The organism is Streptomyces sp. NPDC100445, from assembly GCF_044759735.1.
In the GTDB taxonomy this organism is placed as follows: Bacteria; Actinomycetota; Actinomycetes; order Streptomycetales; family Streptomycetaceae; genus Streptomyces.
The window spans coordinates 120,439-138,027 of sequence record NZ_JBIVZV010000014.1 but is presented as its reverse complement, the minus strand read 5'-3'; the positions used below and the strand labels follow the sequence as shown (position 1 = coordinate 138,027).

General features: G+C 72.2%; 13 protein-coding genes and 1 pseudogene. 9 read left to right on the top strand and 5 right to left on the bottom strand.

From position 1 onward, the window contains the following. Nucleotides 1-43 precede the first annotated feature (43 nt). Both acs and ACIQVT_RS29435 read right to left on the bottom strand, forming a co-directional pair. The gene (gene acs / locus ACIQVT_RS29440) at nt 44-1,999 is read right to left on the bottom strand and encodes an acetate--CoA ligase (RefSeq protein ID WP_403760637.1); all 1,956 of its coding nucleotides are present in this window, start codon (nt 1,997-1,999) and stop codon (nt 44-46) included. 92 nt (nt 2,000-2,091) lie between these two features. Further along, a pseudogene (locus ACIQVT_RS29435) lies at nt 2,092-4,488 on the bottom strand (SulP family inorganic anion transporter). A gap of 339 nt (nt 4,489-4,827) precedes the next feature. Here ACIQVT_RS29435 and ACIQVT_RS29430 point away from each other — a divergent pair. After that, a complete protein-coding gene (locus ACIQVT_RS29430; RefSeq protein ID WP_403760634.1) occupies nt 4,828-6,093 on the top strand; it encodes a hypothetical protein in 1,266 nt (421 codons plus the stop codon). Nucleotides 6,094-6,096: 3 nt separating this feature from the next. Here ACIQVT_RS29430 and ACIQVT_RS29425 read toward each other — a convergent pair whose 3' ends face one another. Beyond that, entirely contained in the window at nt 6,097-7,077 is a 981-nt protein-coding gene (locus tag ACIQVT_RS29425) for an ATP-binding protein (protein WP_403760632.1), read from the bottom strand. A gap of 101 nt (nt 7,078-7,178) precedes the next feature. Here ACIQVT_RS29425 and ACIQVT_RS29420 point away from each other — a divergent pair, with 101 nt between their 5' ends. Beyond that, a complete protein-coding gene (locus tag ACIQVT_RS29420) occupies nt 7,179-8,003 on the top strand; it encodes a Fic family protein (RefSeq protein WP_403760628.1) in 825 nt (274 codons plus the stop codon). Nucleotides 8,004-8,337: 334 nt separating this feature from the next. On the opposite strand, the gene ACIQVT_RS29415 is transcribed toward ACIQVT_RS29420, so the two are convergent. Further along, complete coding sequence (locus ACIQVT_RS29415) at nt 8,338-9,168, bottom strand: HAD family hydrolase (RefSeq protein WP_403760626.1); 831 nt, start codon at nt 9,166-9,168, stop codon at nt 8,338-8,340. 590 nt (nt 9,169-9,758) lie between these two features. On the opposite strand from ACIQVT_RS29415, the gene ssd reads away from it, so the two are divergent. From ssd to ACIQVT_RS29380, 7 genes are all read left to right on the top strand, one after another. After that, a complete protein-coding gene (ssd, locus tag ACIQVT_RS29410; RefSeq protein WP_403760623.1) occupies nt 9,759-10,865 on the top strand; it encodes a septum site-determining protein Ssd in 1,107 nt (368 codons plus the stop codon). Beyond that, a complete protein-coding gene (locus ACIQVT_RS29405; RefSeq protein WP_403760620.1) occupies nt 10,862-12,061 on the top strand; it encodes a TadA family conjugal transfer-associated ATPase in 1,200 nt (399 codons plus the stop codon). The genes ssd and ACIQVT_RS29405 overlap by 4 nt, the downstream gene beginning before the upstream one ends. Nucleotides 12,062-12,120: 59 nt before the next feature. Next, nucleotides 12,121-12,936, top strand: coding sequence for a type II secretion system F family protein (locus tag ACIQVT_RS29400; RefSeq protein WP_403761043.1), 816 nt, complete (start codon nt 12,121-12,123; stop codon nt 12,934-12,936). Between the two features lie 112 nt (nt 12,937-13,048). Beyond that, entirely contained in the window at nt 13,049-13,828 is a 780-nt protein-coding gene (locus ACIQVT_RS29395; protein WP_403760617.1) for a type II secretion system F family protein, read from the top strand. 92 nt (nt 13,829-13,920) lie between these two features. Further along, nucleotides 13,921-14,121, top strand: a complete 201-nt coding sequence (locus ACIQVT_RS29390) for a DUF4244 domain-containing protein (protein WP_403760614.1) — start codon at nt 13,921-13,923, stop codon at nt 14,119-14,121. Next, a complete protein-coding gene (locus ACIQVT_RS29385; RefSeq protein WP_403760611.1) occupies nt 14,108-14,482 on the top strand; it encodes a TadE family type IV pilus minor pilin in 375 nt (124 codons plus the stop codon). Before ACIQVT_RS29390 ends, ACIQVT_RS29385 begins: the two co-directional genes overlap by 14 nt. Before the next feature lie 185 nt (nt 14,483-14,667). Further along, nucleotides 14,668-15,021, top strand: a complete 354-nt coding sequence (locus tag ACIQVT_RS29380; protein WP_403760606.1) for an Rv3654c family TadE-like protein — start codon at nt 14,668-14,670, stop codon at nt 15,019-15,021. Nucleotides 15,022-15,099: 78 nt separating this feature from the next. Here the strand turns inward: ACIQVT_RS29380 and ACIQVT_RS29375 are convergent, their stop codons facing one another. Then, nucleotides 15,100-17,586, bottom strand: coding sequence for a DEAD/DEAH box helicase (locus ACIQVT_RS29375; protein WP_403760603.1), 2,487 nt, complete (start codon nt 17,584-17,586; stop codon nt 15,100-15,102). Nucleotides 17,587-17,589: the final 3 nt, after the last annotated feature.

The following is a 17,589-nucleotide window of genomic DNA, read 5'->3' as shown; positions in this document are numbered from 1 at the left end:
CTCGCCGGACCCCGTGAGCCCGGCAAGATCCGAACGGACGGTCCTAGTCCTCGTTCGGCGCGGCCGGCAGCTTGGCCTGGATGAAGTCCATGACCGTGGAGTCCGTCAGCGTGGTGACGTCGCCGAGCTGGCGGTTCTCGGCCACGTCGCGCAGCAGACGGCGCATGATCTTGCCCGAACGGGTCTTCGGCAGCTCCGCCACCGGCAGGATCCGCTTCGGCTTGGCGATCGGGCCGAGCGTGGCACCGACGTGGTCACGCAGCGCGCCGACGAGCGCCTCGTCCTCCGACGCCGTGCCGCGCAGGATCACGAAGGCGACGATCGCCTGGCCGGTGGTCTCGTCCGCGGCGCCGACGACGGCCGCCTCGGCCACCGACGGATGCGAGACCAGCGCCGACTCGACCTCGGTGGTGGAGATGTTGTGCCCCGACACCAGCATGACGTCGTCGACCCGGCCCAGCAGCCAGATGTCGCCGTCGTCGTCCTTCTTCGCGCCGTCCCCGGCGAAGTACCGGCCCTCGAAGCGGGACCAGTAGGTGTCGATGAACCGCTGGTCGTCGCCCCAGATGGTGCGGAGCATCGACGGCCACGGCTCGGTCAGCACCAGGTAGCCGCCGCCCCCGTCGGGCACCTCGTTCGCCTCGTCGTCCACGACCGTGGCGCTGATGCCGGGCAGCGCGCGCTGCGCGGAACCGGGCTTGGCCGCGGTGACCCCCGGCAGCGGCGAGATCATCATGGCGCCGGTCTCGGTCTGCCACCAGGTGTCCACGACCGGGGTCCGGTCGGCACCGATGTGCTTGCGGTACCAGATCCACGCCTCGGGGTTGATGGGCTCGCCGACCGAGCCCAGGACGCGCAGGGAGGACAGGTCGAACTTGGCGGGGATGTCGTCGCCCCACTTCATGAACGTCCGGATCGCGGTCGGCGCCGTGTAGAGGATCGTGACCTTGTACTTCTGCACGATCTCCCAGAACCGGCCCTGGTGCGGGGTGTCCGGCGTGCCCTCGTACATCACCTGCGTGGCGCCGTTGGCCAGCGGACCGTAGACGATGTACGAGTGCCCGGTGACCCAGCCGACATCGGCCGTGCACCAGTACACGTCCGTCTCCGGCTTGAGGTCGAACACGGCCCAGTGGGTGTAGGCCGCCTGGGTGAGGTAGCCACCGGAGGTGTGCAGGATGCCCTTCGGCTTCCCCGTCGTACCGGAGGTGTAGAGGATGAACAGCGGGTGCTCCGCCTCGAAGGCCTCCGGGGTGTGCTCCTCGGACTGCCGTCCGACCAGCTCGTGCCACCACACGTCCCGCTCGCCGTTCCAGGCCACGTCCTGCCCGGTGCGCCGGACCACGAGCACGTGCTCGACGTTCCCCGCCTTCTGGACCGCCTCGTCCACGGCCGGTTTGAGCGCGGACGGCTTGCCGCGCCGGTAACCGCCGTCGGAGGTGATGACGACCTTGGCGTCCGCGTCCTGGATCCGGGTGGCGAGCGCGTCCGACGAGAAGCCGCCGAAGACGACCGAGTGGGCGGCGCCGATCCGGGCCGAGGCCAGCATCGCGATCGCCGTCTCGGGGATCATCGGCATGTAGATCGCGACCCGGTCGCCCTTGCGGACGCCCAGCTCCAGCAGGGCGTTGGCGGCCCTGGACACCTCGTCCTTCAGCTCCGCGTAGGTGATCGCACGGCTGTCACCGGGCTCACCCTCGAAGTGGATCGCGACGCGGTCCCCGTGTCCGGCCTCCACGTGCCGGTCCACGCAGTTGTACGCGACGTTCAGCTCGCCGTCCTTGAACCACTTGGCGAACGGCGGGTTCGACCAGTCCAGCGTCTCGGTCGGTTCCTTGGCCCAGGCCAGCCGGCGGGCCTGCTCGGCCCAGAAGCCGAGCCTGTCAGCCTTGGCCTGTTCGTACGCCTCCGCGGTGACGTTGGCGTGCGCTGCCAGGTCGGCGGGCGGCGCGAACCTGCGTTCTTCCTTCAGCAGGTTGGCCAGGCTCTCGTTGCTCACGACATCTCCCTTTCCAAGGGTGTCCGTTGTGTCCACAGCTCATCAGACGCGGGGGGCCGATGACAAGGGTCGACGGCAGAATTGGTTTAGACCTATCTCATTCGCGTCGCTCGCACCAGTCCGCGCACCGCCCCACCTCCCTCGATCCCTCCAAGCCTCCCCGGACGGCGCCGCTTCCTCCGCCCGCGCGAGCGGTACGCCTGCGCCTCGGCCACGTCGACGTGCATCCGTGCGGCGCCCGCACGCCCGTGGCCGACGCCCGGGCGGACCGGCCCGTGCGCCCGCGGTGCGCCGACTGCCCGACCGACCGCGCCGGTCAGGTACAGCCGTTCCACCTCGTCCGCAGGGGCACGCCCCGCCAGACTCGGACGGCTGTGGTGCTCCCCGGCCATCCGCGTGCGGCGCGGCAGGCCGTGCCGCACGCGTCGGCACAGCGGAGCGGAGCCCCGGACGGCGTCGGCGGACGGCAGGGCCGGCATCGCCCCGCGTCGGGATCGCCCGCACGCCGTGATGGGGCGCCTCCGGAAGACACGTCCACTTCTCACTCGACGGCCGCGACCACCGAGTCGTCCCTGGGTGCCTCGCCAGGGGCAGGTGCTCGCAGGCGAGGCTGGCATCCCGGGTCGCGAATGGGTCATCGGGACCGCTGGAGCCGGCCGTCGATCCGGTCAGCCGTCACTCGCTGCGGGCCGAGGCAGAGCCGCGGAAGCCGCTCGGTCCCCTGGGTGAACAGCGTGAGCTCCTCCTCCCCTCCCTCCCGCACCGGTAGCGCGGGCCATCGGTGGAACGAGTCGACGCTGCGGACGAGTTGTCAACCGGCTCCGCTGTCCGGCCTCGTCGGACTCGCCGATCGTCGCCCCTGCCGGCTGCCTGCTGCCGGAGAGGCCGGTGGCTCCTGACCGATAGGTGCGCCAGGTCGTCCACAGCTGTCACCCTCACCCAGCCGCCGGGTCCGGCCCGGTGGTGCGGATGCCCCCGCGCCGGCCCGTCACCTCGGCCGTACCGCCCCGCGCGGTGTGGGTGCCGCGCCAGTCCTGTAGGGACTCGTACGCCGCGTGGTCCATGAACGAGCCGTCCAGTTCTACGACGGCATGGGCGTCATGAGGCACGAGGTGCAGGGTTCTGCTGAGCCGCGGCACCGCGAGGAAGGTCAACTGGCCCTGGACTCGCACATGGTGGACTCCTTCTCTCTCGTGGTGGGTGATGTGGGTGCGGGCCAGGCGGTGCAGGGCGACGGCGACCGCTACGGCGACCCCGAGGAACACGCCTTCCAGGACGCCGAGGACCACCACGCCGAGGGTGGTCGAGGCGTAGACCGGCACTTCGCGGTGGCGTGTCACCGTGCGGATGTGGTGCGGGGACACCATCTGGATGCCGACGGCCATCACCAGGGCGGCGAGGGAGGCGAGCGGGATCTCCTCCAGGACCGGGACCATCAGCAGCGCGGCCGCTACTACGAGAACGCCGTGCAGCATCGTGGAGTTCCGGCTGACGGCGCCCGCTTTCACGTTCGCGGTGCTGCGTACCGCCACCCCCGCGACCGGCAGTCCGCCCAGCGCACCGGACAGCAGGTTGGCGGCTCCCTGGCCCAGTAGTTCCCGGTCCAGGTCGGCGCGGCCGGGCCGGGGTGCGGGGTGGGGTCGGGCGGCGACCAGTTTGTCCACGGCCACCGCGCCGAGCAGCGACTGCACGCTGCACACCAGGGTGGTGGTGAGCACGGCGGCGGTGATGCCGGACACCGGCCCCCCGGGCAGCCCGGCCAGGGCGTGGCTCCGCCAGGACGGCAGGTCGACCCGGGGCAGGGTCAGGCCGGTGACAGCGGCGGTCACGCCGGCACCGGCTACGGCGACGAGTGCGGCCGGCACTTTGCGCAGCAGACCACCGGCACGGCCGGGCAGACGTGGCCAGGCCAGCAGTAGGGCCAGGGTGAGCACGCTCATCGCCACGGAGGCCAGGTCCACTGCGGCCAACTGCGCCGGTAGTGCGCCCAGGTTGGCGAGGACGGAGCTGTCCGGCGTGCCGCCGAGCACGATGTGCAGCTGGGCGACGGCGATGGTGATGCCGATGCCGGCGAGCATGCCGTGCACCACGGCCGGGCTGACCGCGAGCGCGCCGCGCGCCACCCGCAGGCAGCCGAGGCCGAGTTGGGCCAGTCCGGCGAGCACGGTGATGCCGCAGGTCGTCCGCCACCCGTAGCGCTGGATCAGGTCGGCGGTCACCACGGTGAGTCCGGCGGCGGGTCCGCTTACTTGTAGCGGACAGCCGCCGAGCCGTCCGGCGACGATCCCGCCGACCGCGGCGGCGACGAGGCCGGCCTGGAGCGGTGCGCCGGTGGCGAGCGCGATGCCGAGGGAGAGGGGCAGGGCGATCAGGAAGACCGCGACGGCCGCGGACAGGTCGGCGCCGTCGACGGCGAGGCGGCGGTGCTTCGGTTCGGAACCTTGCGGTGGCTGGGGGTGCTGGATGTGAGGGGGTGCGCAGGCTGGCATGTTCCCGTCTCCTCCGGGGCGGCGCGGTCGCGGACTGGATGGGACCCCGTGGCGACGGGGCGGGGATCGGTCGCGGCCGTGGGTCACGGCGTGCAGCGGCGGGACGAATCGCTTTCGGTAAAAGAACAGTAATGCCACGTAAAGGCGCGGCATAGCTTTCTGGGGCGAATGGCCTAGTGAATCGCGCGTCAGGGTGAAGTGGTCATTTCATCGGCTTGTCGTATTAATTCCTTCTCGGCTCCGTGGGACCTTGACGGCGCTGTCGGTGCAAGGCCGACACACCAACACAAAAGGCCCTCGTCAGCGTTTGTCCGAGAGAAGGAAGAAGGTGGGCGGAACATGGCCGCCACCCAGAGGATCGCCGTCGGCGCCATGGCCGCCGCGGCCTGTGCGGCGTCGCTCGCCGGTTGTGCGACCGGCCCCGACGGCGCCAAGGAAGGGGCGCCCGGCCCGCAGAAGGGAGCACCCGCGCCCAAGAGCGTGCTCCGGATGATCGGCGACGGCTCCACCGCCTACACCGGCGCCCAGCCGTACCTGCCGAGCCCCGAGCGGCTGAAACCCGGTCAGAAGCCACCGCAGTTCGTCGTCTTCTCCTGGGACGGCGCGGGCGAGGACAGCCAGAAGCTGTTCTCCCACTTCCGCAAGGTCGCCAAGGAGAACCACGCGACCATGACGTACTTCCTCAGCGGCGTGTACATGCTGCCGGAGGAGAAGCGCGACCTGTACAGGCCGCCACAACACGCGCCCGGCCGCTCCGACATCGGCTTCAACGACGAGCAGGGCATCACCGACACCCTCAGGCAGGTACGTCTCGCCTGGCTGGAGGGCAACGAGATCGGAACCCACTTCAACGGTCACTTCTGCGGCCCCGACGGCGGCGTCGGCACCTGGTCGGTGAAGGAGTGGAAGAGCGAGATCGCCCAGGCCAAGGACTTCGTGAAGTCGTGGAAGACCAACACCGGCATGCAGCGGGCGGCCCCGCTGCCCTTCGACTACGACAAGGAGCTGATCGGCGCCCGGACCCCCTGCCTGGAAGGGCAGAAGAACTTCATGAAGGCCGCCCGCCAACTGGGCTTCCGCTACGACTCCAGCGGAGTCGACAACCAGGTCTGGCCCAAGAAGAAGCAGGGCTTGTGGGATCTGTCCATGCAGCTCGTGCCCTTCCCCGGCCACACCTACGAGCAACTGACCATGGACTACAACTTCATGGTCAACCAGTCCGGCACCGAGACCCAGGGCGACCCCGACAAGTTCGACTACTGGGGCGACCAGATGCGCGACGGCCTGCTCAAGGGCTTCTACCGGGCCTACGACGGCAACCGTGCGCCCCTGATCATCGGCAACCACTTCGAGTCCTGGAACGGCGGCACGTACATGCGCGCCGTCGAGGACGTGGTGAAGGAGACCTGCAACAAGCCCGAGGTGCGCTGCGTCTCCTTCCACCAGCTGGCCGACTGGCTCGACGCCCAGGACCCGAAGACCCTGGAGCGCCTGCGCACCCTGGAGGTGGGCGAGGCGCCCCGGCAGGGCTGGGCGTCCTTCCTGTCCGGCCGCCCCGCCCCGGCGCCCAAGGGGGTGCCCGGGGCGCCGGCGGACAAGTCGTAGCTCTCAGGCCGGCGTCGCCACTCCCTCGCCGAGCACGAACCCGGGGTCGACCTGCGCCGCCAGGTCGGCCCCGGTGCGCTCGTTGCCCCAGGCCTCGGCGTTCTTCAGGTGGAAGTGCACCATCTGCCGGGTGTAACGCTCCCAGTCGCGGTGCTCGTAGGTGGCGTCCGCGGTGGTCCGCAAGGCGCGCAGGGCGCGGGCGTTGGCCTCCTCCAGCAGATCGAAGCGGGGCGGGCGACCTTTCTCCATGGCGCGCACCCAGTCCGAGCGCCCGACGGTCACGAGCAGGTCGTCACCGACCTCCGCGTGCAGGAAGTCGATGTCGTCCTGTTCCTGGATCTTGTTGCCGACGACCTTCAGGGCCACGCCGAAGTCGCGGGCGTACTCCTTGTACTGACGGTAGACGGAGACCCCCTTCCGGGTCGGCTCGGCGACGAGGAACGTCATGTCGAAGCGGGTGAACATGCCGGAGGCGAAGGAGTCCGAACCGGCCGTCATGTCGACCACCACGTACTCGTCGGGGCCGTCGACGAGGTGGTTCAGGTACAGCTCCACCGCTCCGGTCTTGGAGTGGTAGCAGGCGACCCCCAGATCGGCGTCCGTGAAGGGGCCCGTGACCATCAGACGGACGGCGCCGCCGTCGAGTTCCACCGGACGCGCGCAGGCGTCGTAGATCGGGTTCGGATCCGCGACCCGAACCAGCCGGGAACCCTCGCCGGGCGGTGTCGTCTTGATCATCGTCGCGGTGGAGGCGATGCGGGGATTGGTGCCACGCAGATGGTCCTTGATCAGCGTCAGCCGCTCGCCCATGGCGGGCAGCGCCGCCGCTTCCTTCTCGTCGAGGCCGAGCGCGGGTCCGAGGTGCTGGTTGATGTCCGCGTCGATGGCGACCACCGGAGCGCCGGCGGCCACGAGGTGGCGGACGAAGAGGGAGGAGAGAGTGGTCTTGCCGCTCCCGCCCTTCCCGACGAAAGCAATTTTCATGTTCACCAAGAGTAGTCGCGCATTAGCTGTGCGTGTCACGCGTACGTGAAGAAGACCACTCCTTCGTGGGGTCGGCCGGTGGGGTGCGTACTGTCGTACTCATGAGTACGACAGGCGCGACCGCCGATCCGCTCGCGGCCCTGGGCGCACTGCCCGGCGTGGCCGAGTCCGTGGAATCCGTGCGCAAGGCCGTGGACCGGGTCTACGGGCACCGGGTCATGCGGCGCCGCAGCAACGAGATCACCTCCGAGGCGGCCCTGCGTGGCTCGCGCGGCTCGGCGGCCTTGTCCGGTGCCGACTGGGCCCTCGAGGAGGTGCGACGGCGTACCGACTTCGGCGCCGACGCCGAGGCCCGTGTCCTGGGTGCCGCCCTGCGCCTCACCGCCGAGGCGGGACAGCTGCTGTCCGTCTGGCGCCAGTCGCCGCTGCGCGTCCTGGCCCGCCTGCACCTGGTGGCAGCGGCCGACACCGGGGACGAGGTCGGCCGCCCGCGTCAGGCCGGCGAGCAGGTGGACGAGCCGCTGGTCGAGCTCGCGCTGCCGGACGCCGCGGAGGTCTCGGGCCGGCTGGAGGGGCTGGCGGACCTGGTCATCGCCGGAAGCTCCGCGCCCGCCCTGGTGACGGCCGCCGTGGTGCACGGCGAACTGCTCGCGCTGCGTCCCTTCGTGTCCCACAACGGTCTCGTCGCGCGCGCGGCCGAACGGATCGTGCTGATCGGCAGCGGCTTGGACCCGAAGGCGGTCTGCCCGGCCGAGGTCGGCCACGCCGAACTGGGCCGCGCCTCCTACCTGGCCGCGCTGGACGGGTACGTCTCCGGCACGCCCGAGGGCATGGCGGCCTGGATCGCCCACTGCGGCCGGGCGGTCGAGCTGGGAGTGCGGGAGTCCACGGCGGTGTGCGAGGCGCTCCAGCGCGGCGCGGCCTGACGAATTCCCCGGACAGGGTTGCGGCGGTACGAGTTCTCGTACCGCCGCTGGCATGGTCACCGGGTTACCAAGCGTCCTCGATAGATGCCCATCAGGCCGGGGACTTTGCCCGTCACCTGGTGCGGCTGGCCCGTAATCGACGGGTCGACGTCGCGTGGGTGCGCGGTGTTCATGCGAGGTCCGTGGGGCCGTGTGCGTAGTGGTAGGGGATCCTCTCGGATGTCCTCTGGTCTCGCGGGCCTATGACTCCTTTGTATCCCAAGTCACGACAAAGCGATACCCTTGCTCATCTTTCTTTACGCATGGGGATGAAGAAGGAGGAAACGGGCGATCGTCAGGCGGTGCCGCGGCGTTTGCTGGCGTACCAGACGAGGCCCGCGGTCGCCCCCGCCGCCGCGATGGCCGCCGCCGCGGCCAGCGCCGGGCGCGGCGGGACGGACAGCACCGGCAGCCGCTTCTTGAGCGGCACCGGGCGGCGGAACTCCAGCACCGGCCATCCTTGCGCGAGGGCCTCACGCCGCAGCGCGCGGTCCGGGTTCACGGCGTGCGGGTGCCCGACGGCGCGGAGCATCGGCAGGTCGGTCGCCGAGTCGGTGTAGGCGTAGCAACGGTCGAGGTCGTATCCCTCGGATGCCGCCAGCTCCTCGATGGCCTCCGCCTTGGTCGGGCCGTAGGCGTAGTACTCCACCTCCCCGGTGAAGCAGCCGTCCTCACCGACGACCATCCGGGTGGCCACCACCCGGTCCGCGCCCAGTAGTTCGCCGATCGGCTCGACCACCTCGGCACCGGACGTGGACACGATCACCACGTCGCGGCCGGCCGTGTGGTGCTCCTCGATGAGGGAGGCGGCCTCGTCGTAGATGATCGGGTCGATCAACTCGTGCAGGGTCTCGGCGACGATCTCTCGCACCTGCTGGACGTTCCAGCCGCGGCAGAGCGCGGACAGATACTCGCGCATCCGTTCCATCTGGTCATGGTCCAGACCGCCGGCCAGGAAGACGAACTGGGCATACGCGGTACGCAGCGCGGCCCTGCGGTTGATCAGGCCGCCTTGGTAGAACGACTTGCTGAAGGTGAGCGTGCTCGACTTCGCAATGACCGTCTTGTCCAGGTCAAAGAAGGCTGCCGCGCGGGGCAAGGAGTGGTTTTCCACGTCCCCGAGCATAGGCGCCCACCATTCGGCGTAAGGTGTGGCGCGTGGGTTTGCCTGAGAGGCCTCTCGGGTACACCATGGAAGTCACGGATCGTTCGCGACCGTGCTAACCCGGCCCGACTCCTCCCCCCCGAGTCGGCCGTGGGGACGACCCCCGCTCTCCCCCCCGGCGGGGGTCGTCGCATGTCCGGACGCATTTTGCCCGTCCTCTCCTTCCTTCCCGCGACCGTGCGGCCGGCATCGTGTCGTTCCGTCCCGGGTCCGCGTATGCCCATGATTGCTCACTGTGCGTAATTGTCGCGCTGCGCTGGGGAAACCGCGCGCGGATCGGCACGCGGGCCACCGGTACGGGTGACGGAAATATTCACAGGGCCCGCGCCGTCCACAGTTTTGGACCAAGATCCACATTATTTCGCGGATCGCCGCACTGTGATTCCCACGCGCTCAGGCCGCGGCGAGTTCATGGCCGGTTCCGATTGCCCGAGCGCGTACGGCCGGTTCCTATCGGCCGTTCATATGGGGGCCGTTCGCCGGTTCTCCACATCTATGGGAATCGCGTGGCCGCGGGGTCGTGCGGCCCCGCGCAGCGAAGGGGGAACACCGTGACCGGAACCGTCACCCACGATCCGCCGGCCGGAGCCGGAGAGCGGCCCGGACGACCGCTCATCGTCACCGAGGACGCCGCCCTGCTGGACGATCTGCTGCGGTTGTGCGCCGCCGCAGGCGCCACACCCGAGGTCCACCACGGCGTACCGGAATCCGTCGACGACTGGGAGTCGGCACCGCTCGTACTGGTCGGGGACGATGCCGCCCACCGGGTGCGCGGGGCCGCGCGCCGGCCCGGAGTCGTGCTCGTCGGCCGTGACCAGGACGACTCGGGGGTATGGAAACGAGCCGTCCAGCTCGGCGCCGACCACGTACTGATGCTCCCCGACGGAGAACAGTGGCTGGTGGACCGCATCGCCGACGTCGCCGAGGGCATCGGCCGACCGGCCCTCACCGTCGGGGTGATCGGCGGCCGCGGTGGTGCCGGGGCCTCCACCCTGGCCTGCGCGCTCGCCGTCACCTCCGCCCGCGAAGGCCTGCGCACCCTGCTCGTGGACGCCGATCCGCTGGGCGGGGGACTCGACGTGCTCCTCGGCGGCGAGAGCGCGGAGGGGCTGCGCTGGCCCGCCTTCGCCGCCTCCCGGGGCCGCGTGGGCGGCGGTGCCCTGGAGGAGTCGCTGCCCGAACTGCACTCCCTGCGGGTGCTCAGCTGGGACCGGGGCGACTGCGTCGCCGTCCCGCCCCAGGCGGTGCGCGCGGTACTGGCCGCTGCCCGGCGGCGCGGCGGAACCGTCGTGGTCGACCTGCCCCGCCGCCTGGACGACGAGGTCGCCGAGGCCCTGGCCCAGCTCGACCTGGCCGTACTGGTGGTCCCCGCCGAGCTGCGCGCGGTCGCGGCGGCCGGCCGGGTCGCCTCCGCCGTCGGGATGGTCGTACGCGACCTGCGAGTGGCCGTCCGCGGGCCGTACGCGCCCGGTCTGGGCGACCAGGAGGTGGCCCGGCTGCTCGGTCTGCCGCTGGCGGGGGAGGTGCCCGTCGAACCGGCGCTGCTGCGTCCGCAGGGCGGCGCGAAACCCCCGGGCGCCACCGGGCGCGGTCCACTGGCCCGGTTCTGCGCGGACTTCTGGGAGCGTGCCCTGGTCGAGGCGGGAGGCATCCGATGAGCCTGCCCGGGCTCGACCTGGCCGACGGCGCGGCCCTCCTCGACGGCGTCCGCCGCCGGCTCGCCGAGAGCGGCGCCGAACCCACTCCGGCGCGCGTGGCCCAGGCACTGCGTGAACAGGGGCGGGTGCTGGGCGACGCGGAAGTCCTCGGAGCGGCCGAGCAGTTGAGATCCGAACTCGTGGGCAGTGGCCCGCTGGAGCCGCTGCTCGCCGATCCCCGGGTCACCGACGTCCTGGTCTCCGCCCCGGACCGGGTGTGGGTGGACCGCGGCGGCGGCCTGGAACTGACCGAGGTGACCTTCCCCGACGCGGCGGCGGTACGACGCCTCGCGCAGCGACTGGCAGCCGTGGCCGGCCGCCGGCTGGACGACGCCCGGCCGTGGGCGGACGCCCGGTTGCCCGACGGGACCCGGCTGCACGCGGTGCTGCCGCCGGTCGCCGTCGGCTGCACCTGCCTGGCCCTGCGGGTGGTGCGGCCGCGGGCCTTCACCGTCGAGGAACTCGTCGCGGCCGGCACGGTGCCGCCCGGCGGCGACCGCTTCCTCCGGGCACTGCTCGCGGCCCGGCTGTCCTTCCTCGTCAGCGGCGGCACCGGAAGCGGCAAGACGACCCTGCTCAGTGCGCTGCTCGGGCTGGTCGGGCCGGGCGAGCGGATCGTGCTCGCCGAGGACTCGGCCGAGCTGAGACCGGATCACCCGCACGTCGTCCGGCTGGAGACCCGGCCCGCCAACCAGGAGGGTGCCGGTCTCGTGACCCTCGAGGACCTCGTGCGGCAGGCGCTGCGGATGCGGCCGGACCGGCTGGTCGTCGGTGAGGTGCGCGGACCCGAGGTCGTGCACCTGCTCGCGGCCCTCAACACCGGGCACGACGGCGGCTGCGGCACGGTCCACGCCAACACCGCGACGGACGTGCCGGCCCGGCTGGAGGCGCTGGCCACCGCCGCCGGCCTGGACCGGGCCGCGCTGCACAGCCAGGTGGCGGCGGCCCTGTCCGTGGTGGTGCACCTCGCACGCGACCGGTCGGGGCGGCGCCGGATCGCCGAGGTCCATGTGCTGGACCGGGACGCCACGGGGCTGGTCCGGACGGTGCCCGCCCTGCGGTGGGGCGAGCGGGCCTTCGTGCGGGAGCGGGGGTGGGAGCGATTGCGGCGACTGCTCGGTGCGGCGGACGAGTTCGGGGACGAGGGAGAGAGGTGACCGAGGTGACTGAGGTGACCGGTGGGACGACGACGGGCGCGCTGCTCTGTCTCGGCGCGATGGCCTGGCTGCTCGGCGGACGGCATCACGGATTGCGGCGTGCCCGGCGGCTGTTCGCCGGTGGCGGGGCGGTGGCGACCGGGCCCCCCGCCTGGGAACAGGCGCTGGCGGAACTGCGGCGGCTGCGCGCCCGGTGGGGGCCCGAGTGGGCGGCGCTCCTCGCGGGGCTGGTGATCGGCCTGCTGGGTGCCTCGGTACTGCCGGTCGTCGCGGGGGCGGCCGGAGTGCCGGTACTCCGCCGGGTGCGGCTCGCCCAGCAGGCACGGCGCATCCGGGAACGGCGCGTGGACGCGGTGATCGCCCTGTGCGGGGCGCTCGCCGGGGAGGTGCGGGCGGGACGGCAGCCGGGCGAGGCGCTGCTTCGGGCGGCACGGGACTCGCGCGGACTCGGTGACGCGCAGGCGGCCGTGGTCGCGGCGGCCCGGTTCGGCGGGGACGTGCCCGGCGCACTCACCACGGCGGCCCGGCAACCGGGCGCCGAGGGCCTGCTCGGACTCGCCGCGTGCTGGCGGGTGGCCGTGGACCAGGGCGCCGGACTCGCCGGCGGCCTCGACCGGCTGGACGGTGCCCTGCGCGCCGAGCGGGACCAGCGTGCCGACCTGCGCGCCCAGTTGTCGGGCGCCCGGGCCACGGCGGTACTGCTCGCCGCCCTTCCCGTCCTCGGTCTGTTGCTCGGCGCGGCCATGGGCGCCGATCCGCTCCAAGTCCTGCTGCACAGCGGTGCCGGCCTCGGTTGTCTGGCGGTGGGGGCGGTGCTCGAGGCGGCCGGGACGTGGTGGGCGATGCGGATCGTGCGGGGCGCCGAGGCGGTGTGAGCGACCGACGCGGGGCATGGGCGGGTGCTGTTCGAGGCGGTCCCGGCACGGGATGCGGTGCGGTGCGGCGCGCGGGACGCCGTGTGAACGATGCGGAAAGGACGGAAGCGGTATGAGCGGGGAAGTCCTCCACAGGCTGGGGATGGCCGTGGCCGGGGTGCTGGCTCTCGGCTGGGGAGCCCGGAGACTCGGGCTGGCGCGGAGACGGCGCCTGGCGCGGCGCCGGGTGATCGAGCTGCTGGACATGGAGGCGTCCGCGACCGGGGCGTCGTTCGCGATCCCGGGTGCCGTACGCCGGTGGCTGCCCTCGGCCGGTGCGGCGTGCGGGGTGTGGGTGCTGGCCGGCGGGGTCACGGGGGTCCTGCTGGGGATCGGCCTGGGCGTGGTCCTGTGGCGGTGGCGGAACCACCAGGCGGCGACCGGGCCGAAAGAGGCGGTCGACACCGCGGGGGCCGCGCGCAGGCTTCCGCTCGCCGCCGATCTGCTGGCCGCCTGCATCGCGGCCGGTGCCGGTCCGGTGATCGCCGCCCACGCGGTCGGCGAGGCCCTCGGCGGACCTGTCGGGCAGGCACTGGCGCGGGGTGCCGCGGAGGTCCGGCTCGGTGGTGAACCCGCGGCGGCGTGGCGGGGCTTGGCCGCACTGCCCGGGGCGGGCGGGTTGGCGCGGCTGTTGGAACGGGCCGACGAGACCGGGGTCCCCGCGGCCGGCCCGGTCGCCCGCCTCGCCTCGGACGCGCGGGCGGAGTGGGCCCGAACCGCGACGGCCCGGGCGCGCCGCGCGGCCGTACTGATCTCCGCGCCGGTCGGCCTGTGTTTCCTGCCCGCGTTCATCGCCGTAGGCGTGCTGCCCGTCGTGATCGGACTGGCGGGCGGGGTGGTGGGAGGGAGGTGAGGAGCACGAGAGCGGACCAGGACCCACATGTCAGGTAGGCGCTGGGAACGGCGACGACAGACCTTCACGGGATCGAGAGGAACGGGAAGACGATGAACAGGAAGATCAGGAAAGCGGCGGTCCGGGTGCGCAGGGTGTGCCGGCAGGACACCGGAATGGTGACGTCCGAATACGCGATGGGCATCATCGCGGCCGTCGGGTTCGCGTTGCTGCTCTACGAGGTCGTCACCAGCGGCCAGGTCCGGGCGGAGCTCCAGGGCATCGTGAAGAGGGCCCTCAGTGCGCGGATGTGACCGAGGCGGGGACCGGGGGTTCGTCACCGCGGAGACCGCAGTGGTGCTGTCCGTGCTGGTGGCGTTCACGATGGCACTGGTTTGGGGGCTGCTCGTCGTGGTGGCCCAGATCCAGTGCGTGGACGCCGCCCGCACGGGCGCCCGGGCCGCCGCCCGGCAGGACCCGGCCGACGCGGTGGTGACCGTGACCCGGGACGCGGCGCCGGCGGGAGCCCGGGTGAGCGTGGCACGCGAGGGCGAGCGGGTGCGGGTGACGGTGGTAGCCGAACCACCGGTGCTGCACGGGTTGCCGTTCGAGGTGCGGGAGGAGGCCGTGGCACTCGCCGAGGACATGGCGGGAGCGGGGGAGGCGAGGCCATGAGACATCGGCGTGGGCGGAACGGCGGACGGGGGAACACCGACGCTGGGGGTTGTCTCGGTGGCGAGGACGCGGAGCGGCGAAGGGAGGAAACGGGTCAACGGCGCCCTGGCACGGGACGGGGCGCGGAGCGTGGTCTTCCCGGCCGCGACCGGGAGTCCGACCGGGGATCCGCCACCGTATGGAGCTTGGGGGCGATCGCTGTCCTGTTGGCGGTGTTCGGCGGGGTACTGGCTCTCGGGCATGCCGTCGTCGTCCGGCACAGGGCGGCAGGCGGTGCGGACCTGGCGGCGCTCGCGGCGGCGGACGGCTGGGCCGGCGGCGGCACAGCGGCCTGCGCCCGGGCCGAACGGGTGGCGGCAGCGCAGGGGACACGTCTGGTCCGGTGCGTGATCGTGGGTGAGACCTCGGACGTCTCGGTGGCATCCGGGAGCGGGCCCTTCACAGCGGAGATCAGGGCGAGAGCGGGACCGGCGGGACCGGTTGACCCCGGTTCGCCCATCTTGCCGGACGAGTCTCCGGCCGCGCGCCTGCCCAGGTGAAGGGGGGCCAGGCCGATCAGCCGCCGGCACAAGTGCCGGTGCCGAGATCGGCCCGCACCGGTACCGGGTCAGTCCCGATCAGTTGCCCTCGTTCGAAGGGGATGGTTCCGGCTGCTCCTCCGGGGCTCCTCGCAGGAGCGTCGTGAGCAGGCGTACCGCGCCGCGCTTGTGCAGGGGATCGTTGCCGTTGCCGCACTTGGGGGACTGGATGCAGGACGGGCATCCGGCGTCGCACTCGCAGGAGGCGATGGCCTCGCGGGTGGCGGTGAGCCAGGCGCGTGCGGTGTGGAAGGCGCGCTCGGCGAAGCCCGCGCCACCGGGATGACCGTCGTAGACGAAGACGGTCGGGAGGAGCGTGTCGGGGTGGAGGGGGATCGAGACTCCGCCGATGTCCCAGCGGTCGCAGGTCGCGAAGAGGGGCAGCATGCCGATCGAGGCGTGTTCGGCGGCGTGCAGGGAGCCGCCGAGGATCTCCGGGGTGATCCGGGCCTCGTCGAGCTGGTCCTCGGTGACCGTCCACCACACCGCGCGGGTGCGCAGCGTGCGGGGAGGGAGGTCGAGCTTCGTCTCGCCGAGCACCTCACCGGTGATGAGGCGTCTGCGGAGGTAGGAGACGACCTGGTTGGTGACCTCGACGGAGCCGTAGCACAGGCGGCCGGTGCCCCAGGGGACCTCGGTGTCCGTCTCCAGGACGGAGATCGCGGTGGTGTCGCGGGCCACCGTCGAGTAGGGCGGGTCGGCGCGTTCCACCAGGGCCACCGAGTCCTCCAGGTCGAGGGAGCGGACCAGGTAGGTGCGGCCCTGGTGCAGGTGGACGGCGCCCTCGTGGACGGAGGAGTGCGCGGCGCCCGCGTCGACCGTGCCCAGCAGGCGGCCCGTACCGGACTCGACGACCTGCACGGGACGGCCGCCGGTGCCGCGGATGTCGGTGAGGTCGGCGGCCCGCTCGCGGCGGGTCCAGTGCCAGGCACTGGTTCGCCGGCGGAGCAGCTTCGCGGCCTCCAGCTGCGCGAGGACGTCGGCGCAGGCGGGGCCGAAGAGGTCCAGGTCCTCCTCGGTCACCGGGAGTTCCGCGGCGGCGGCGCACAGGTGCGGGGCGAGGACGTAGGGGTTGTCGGGGTCGAGGACGGTGGATTCCACCGGTTGGTGGAACAGGGCCTCGGGATGGTGGACGAGGAACGTGTCCAGTGGGTCGTCGCGCGCCACGAGGACCGCGAGGGCACCCTGACCGGCGCGGCCGGCGCGGCCCGCCTGCTGCCACAGGGAGGCGCGTGTCCCCGGATAGCCGGCGATCACGACCGCGTCCAGGCCGGAGACGTCCACACCGAGCTCCAGGGCCGTCGTGGCGGCCAGGCCGAGGAGTTCGCCCGAGTGCAGCGCGCGCTCCAGTGCACGGCGTTCCTCGGGGAGGTAACCACCGCGGTAGGCCGCGACACGCCGGACCAGGGAGCGGTCGACCTCGGCCAGTTTCTCCTGGGCGATCACCGAGATCAGCTCGGCGCCGCGCCGGGACCGTACGAAGGCCACCGAGCGCACGCCCTGCACCGTGAGGTCGGTCAGCAGGTCGGCGGTCTCGGCGGTGGCGGTACGCCGTACGGGTGCGCCCTTCTCGCCGTGCAGCTCGGTGAGCGGGGGCTCCCACAGCGCGAAGACCAGTTCGCCGCGCGGGGAGGCGTCGTCGGCGACCTCCACCACCGGCAGGCCGGTCAACCGGCGGGCGGCGACGGCTGGCTCGGCGGAGGTGGCCGAGGCGAGCAGGAAGACGGGGGAGGAGCCGTAGCGGGCGCACAGGCGGCGCAGGCGGCGCAGCACCTGGGCGACGTGCGAGCCGAACACGCCTCGGTAGGTGTGGCACTCGTCGACGACGACGTACCTGAGCGACTTCAGGAAGTAGGACCAGCGGGAGTGGGACGGGAGTATTCCGCGGTGCAGCATGTCCGGGTTGGTGAGGACGTAGTTGCCGTACTGGCGGATCCACTCGCGTTCCTCGAACGGTGTGTCGCCGTCGTACACGGCTGGGCGTACGGCCGTGCCGAGAGGTTGTGAAAGTTCCTTCACCGACCGGCACTGGTCGGCCGCGAGGGCCTTGGTGGGCGCCAGGTACAGCGCGGTGGCGCCGCGGCCGTTCGGGGCTTCGGAGCCCTCCAGGAGGGTGGAGAGGACCGGCACCAGGTAGGCGAGGGACTTGCCGGAGGCGGTGCCGGTGGCGACGACCACCGAATCACCGTCCAGGGCGTGCTCGGCGGCCAGGGCCTGGTGTGCCCAGGGGTGCTCGATTCCGCACGCCTGTACGGCCGCGATCACTTCTGAGCGAATCCGGTGAGGCCAGACGGCATGGCGGCCCGCACGCGGGGGCAAGTGCTCCGTATGAGTGATGCGCGCAGACCGGCTCGGCCCGGAGGCGAGCCGGTCCAGGACCGTCCCGGGAGACGGGCGGGAAGCCGTGGTCGCCGGGGAGTGATCGGATCGGTGATTCTTGGCCATCGGCACCGAGTGTGTCACTGGAGTGACGGACAATGGAGCCAAGGCGTCGTGCACGCCTGCCGGTAAGTGATTGAATGCCATCGC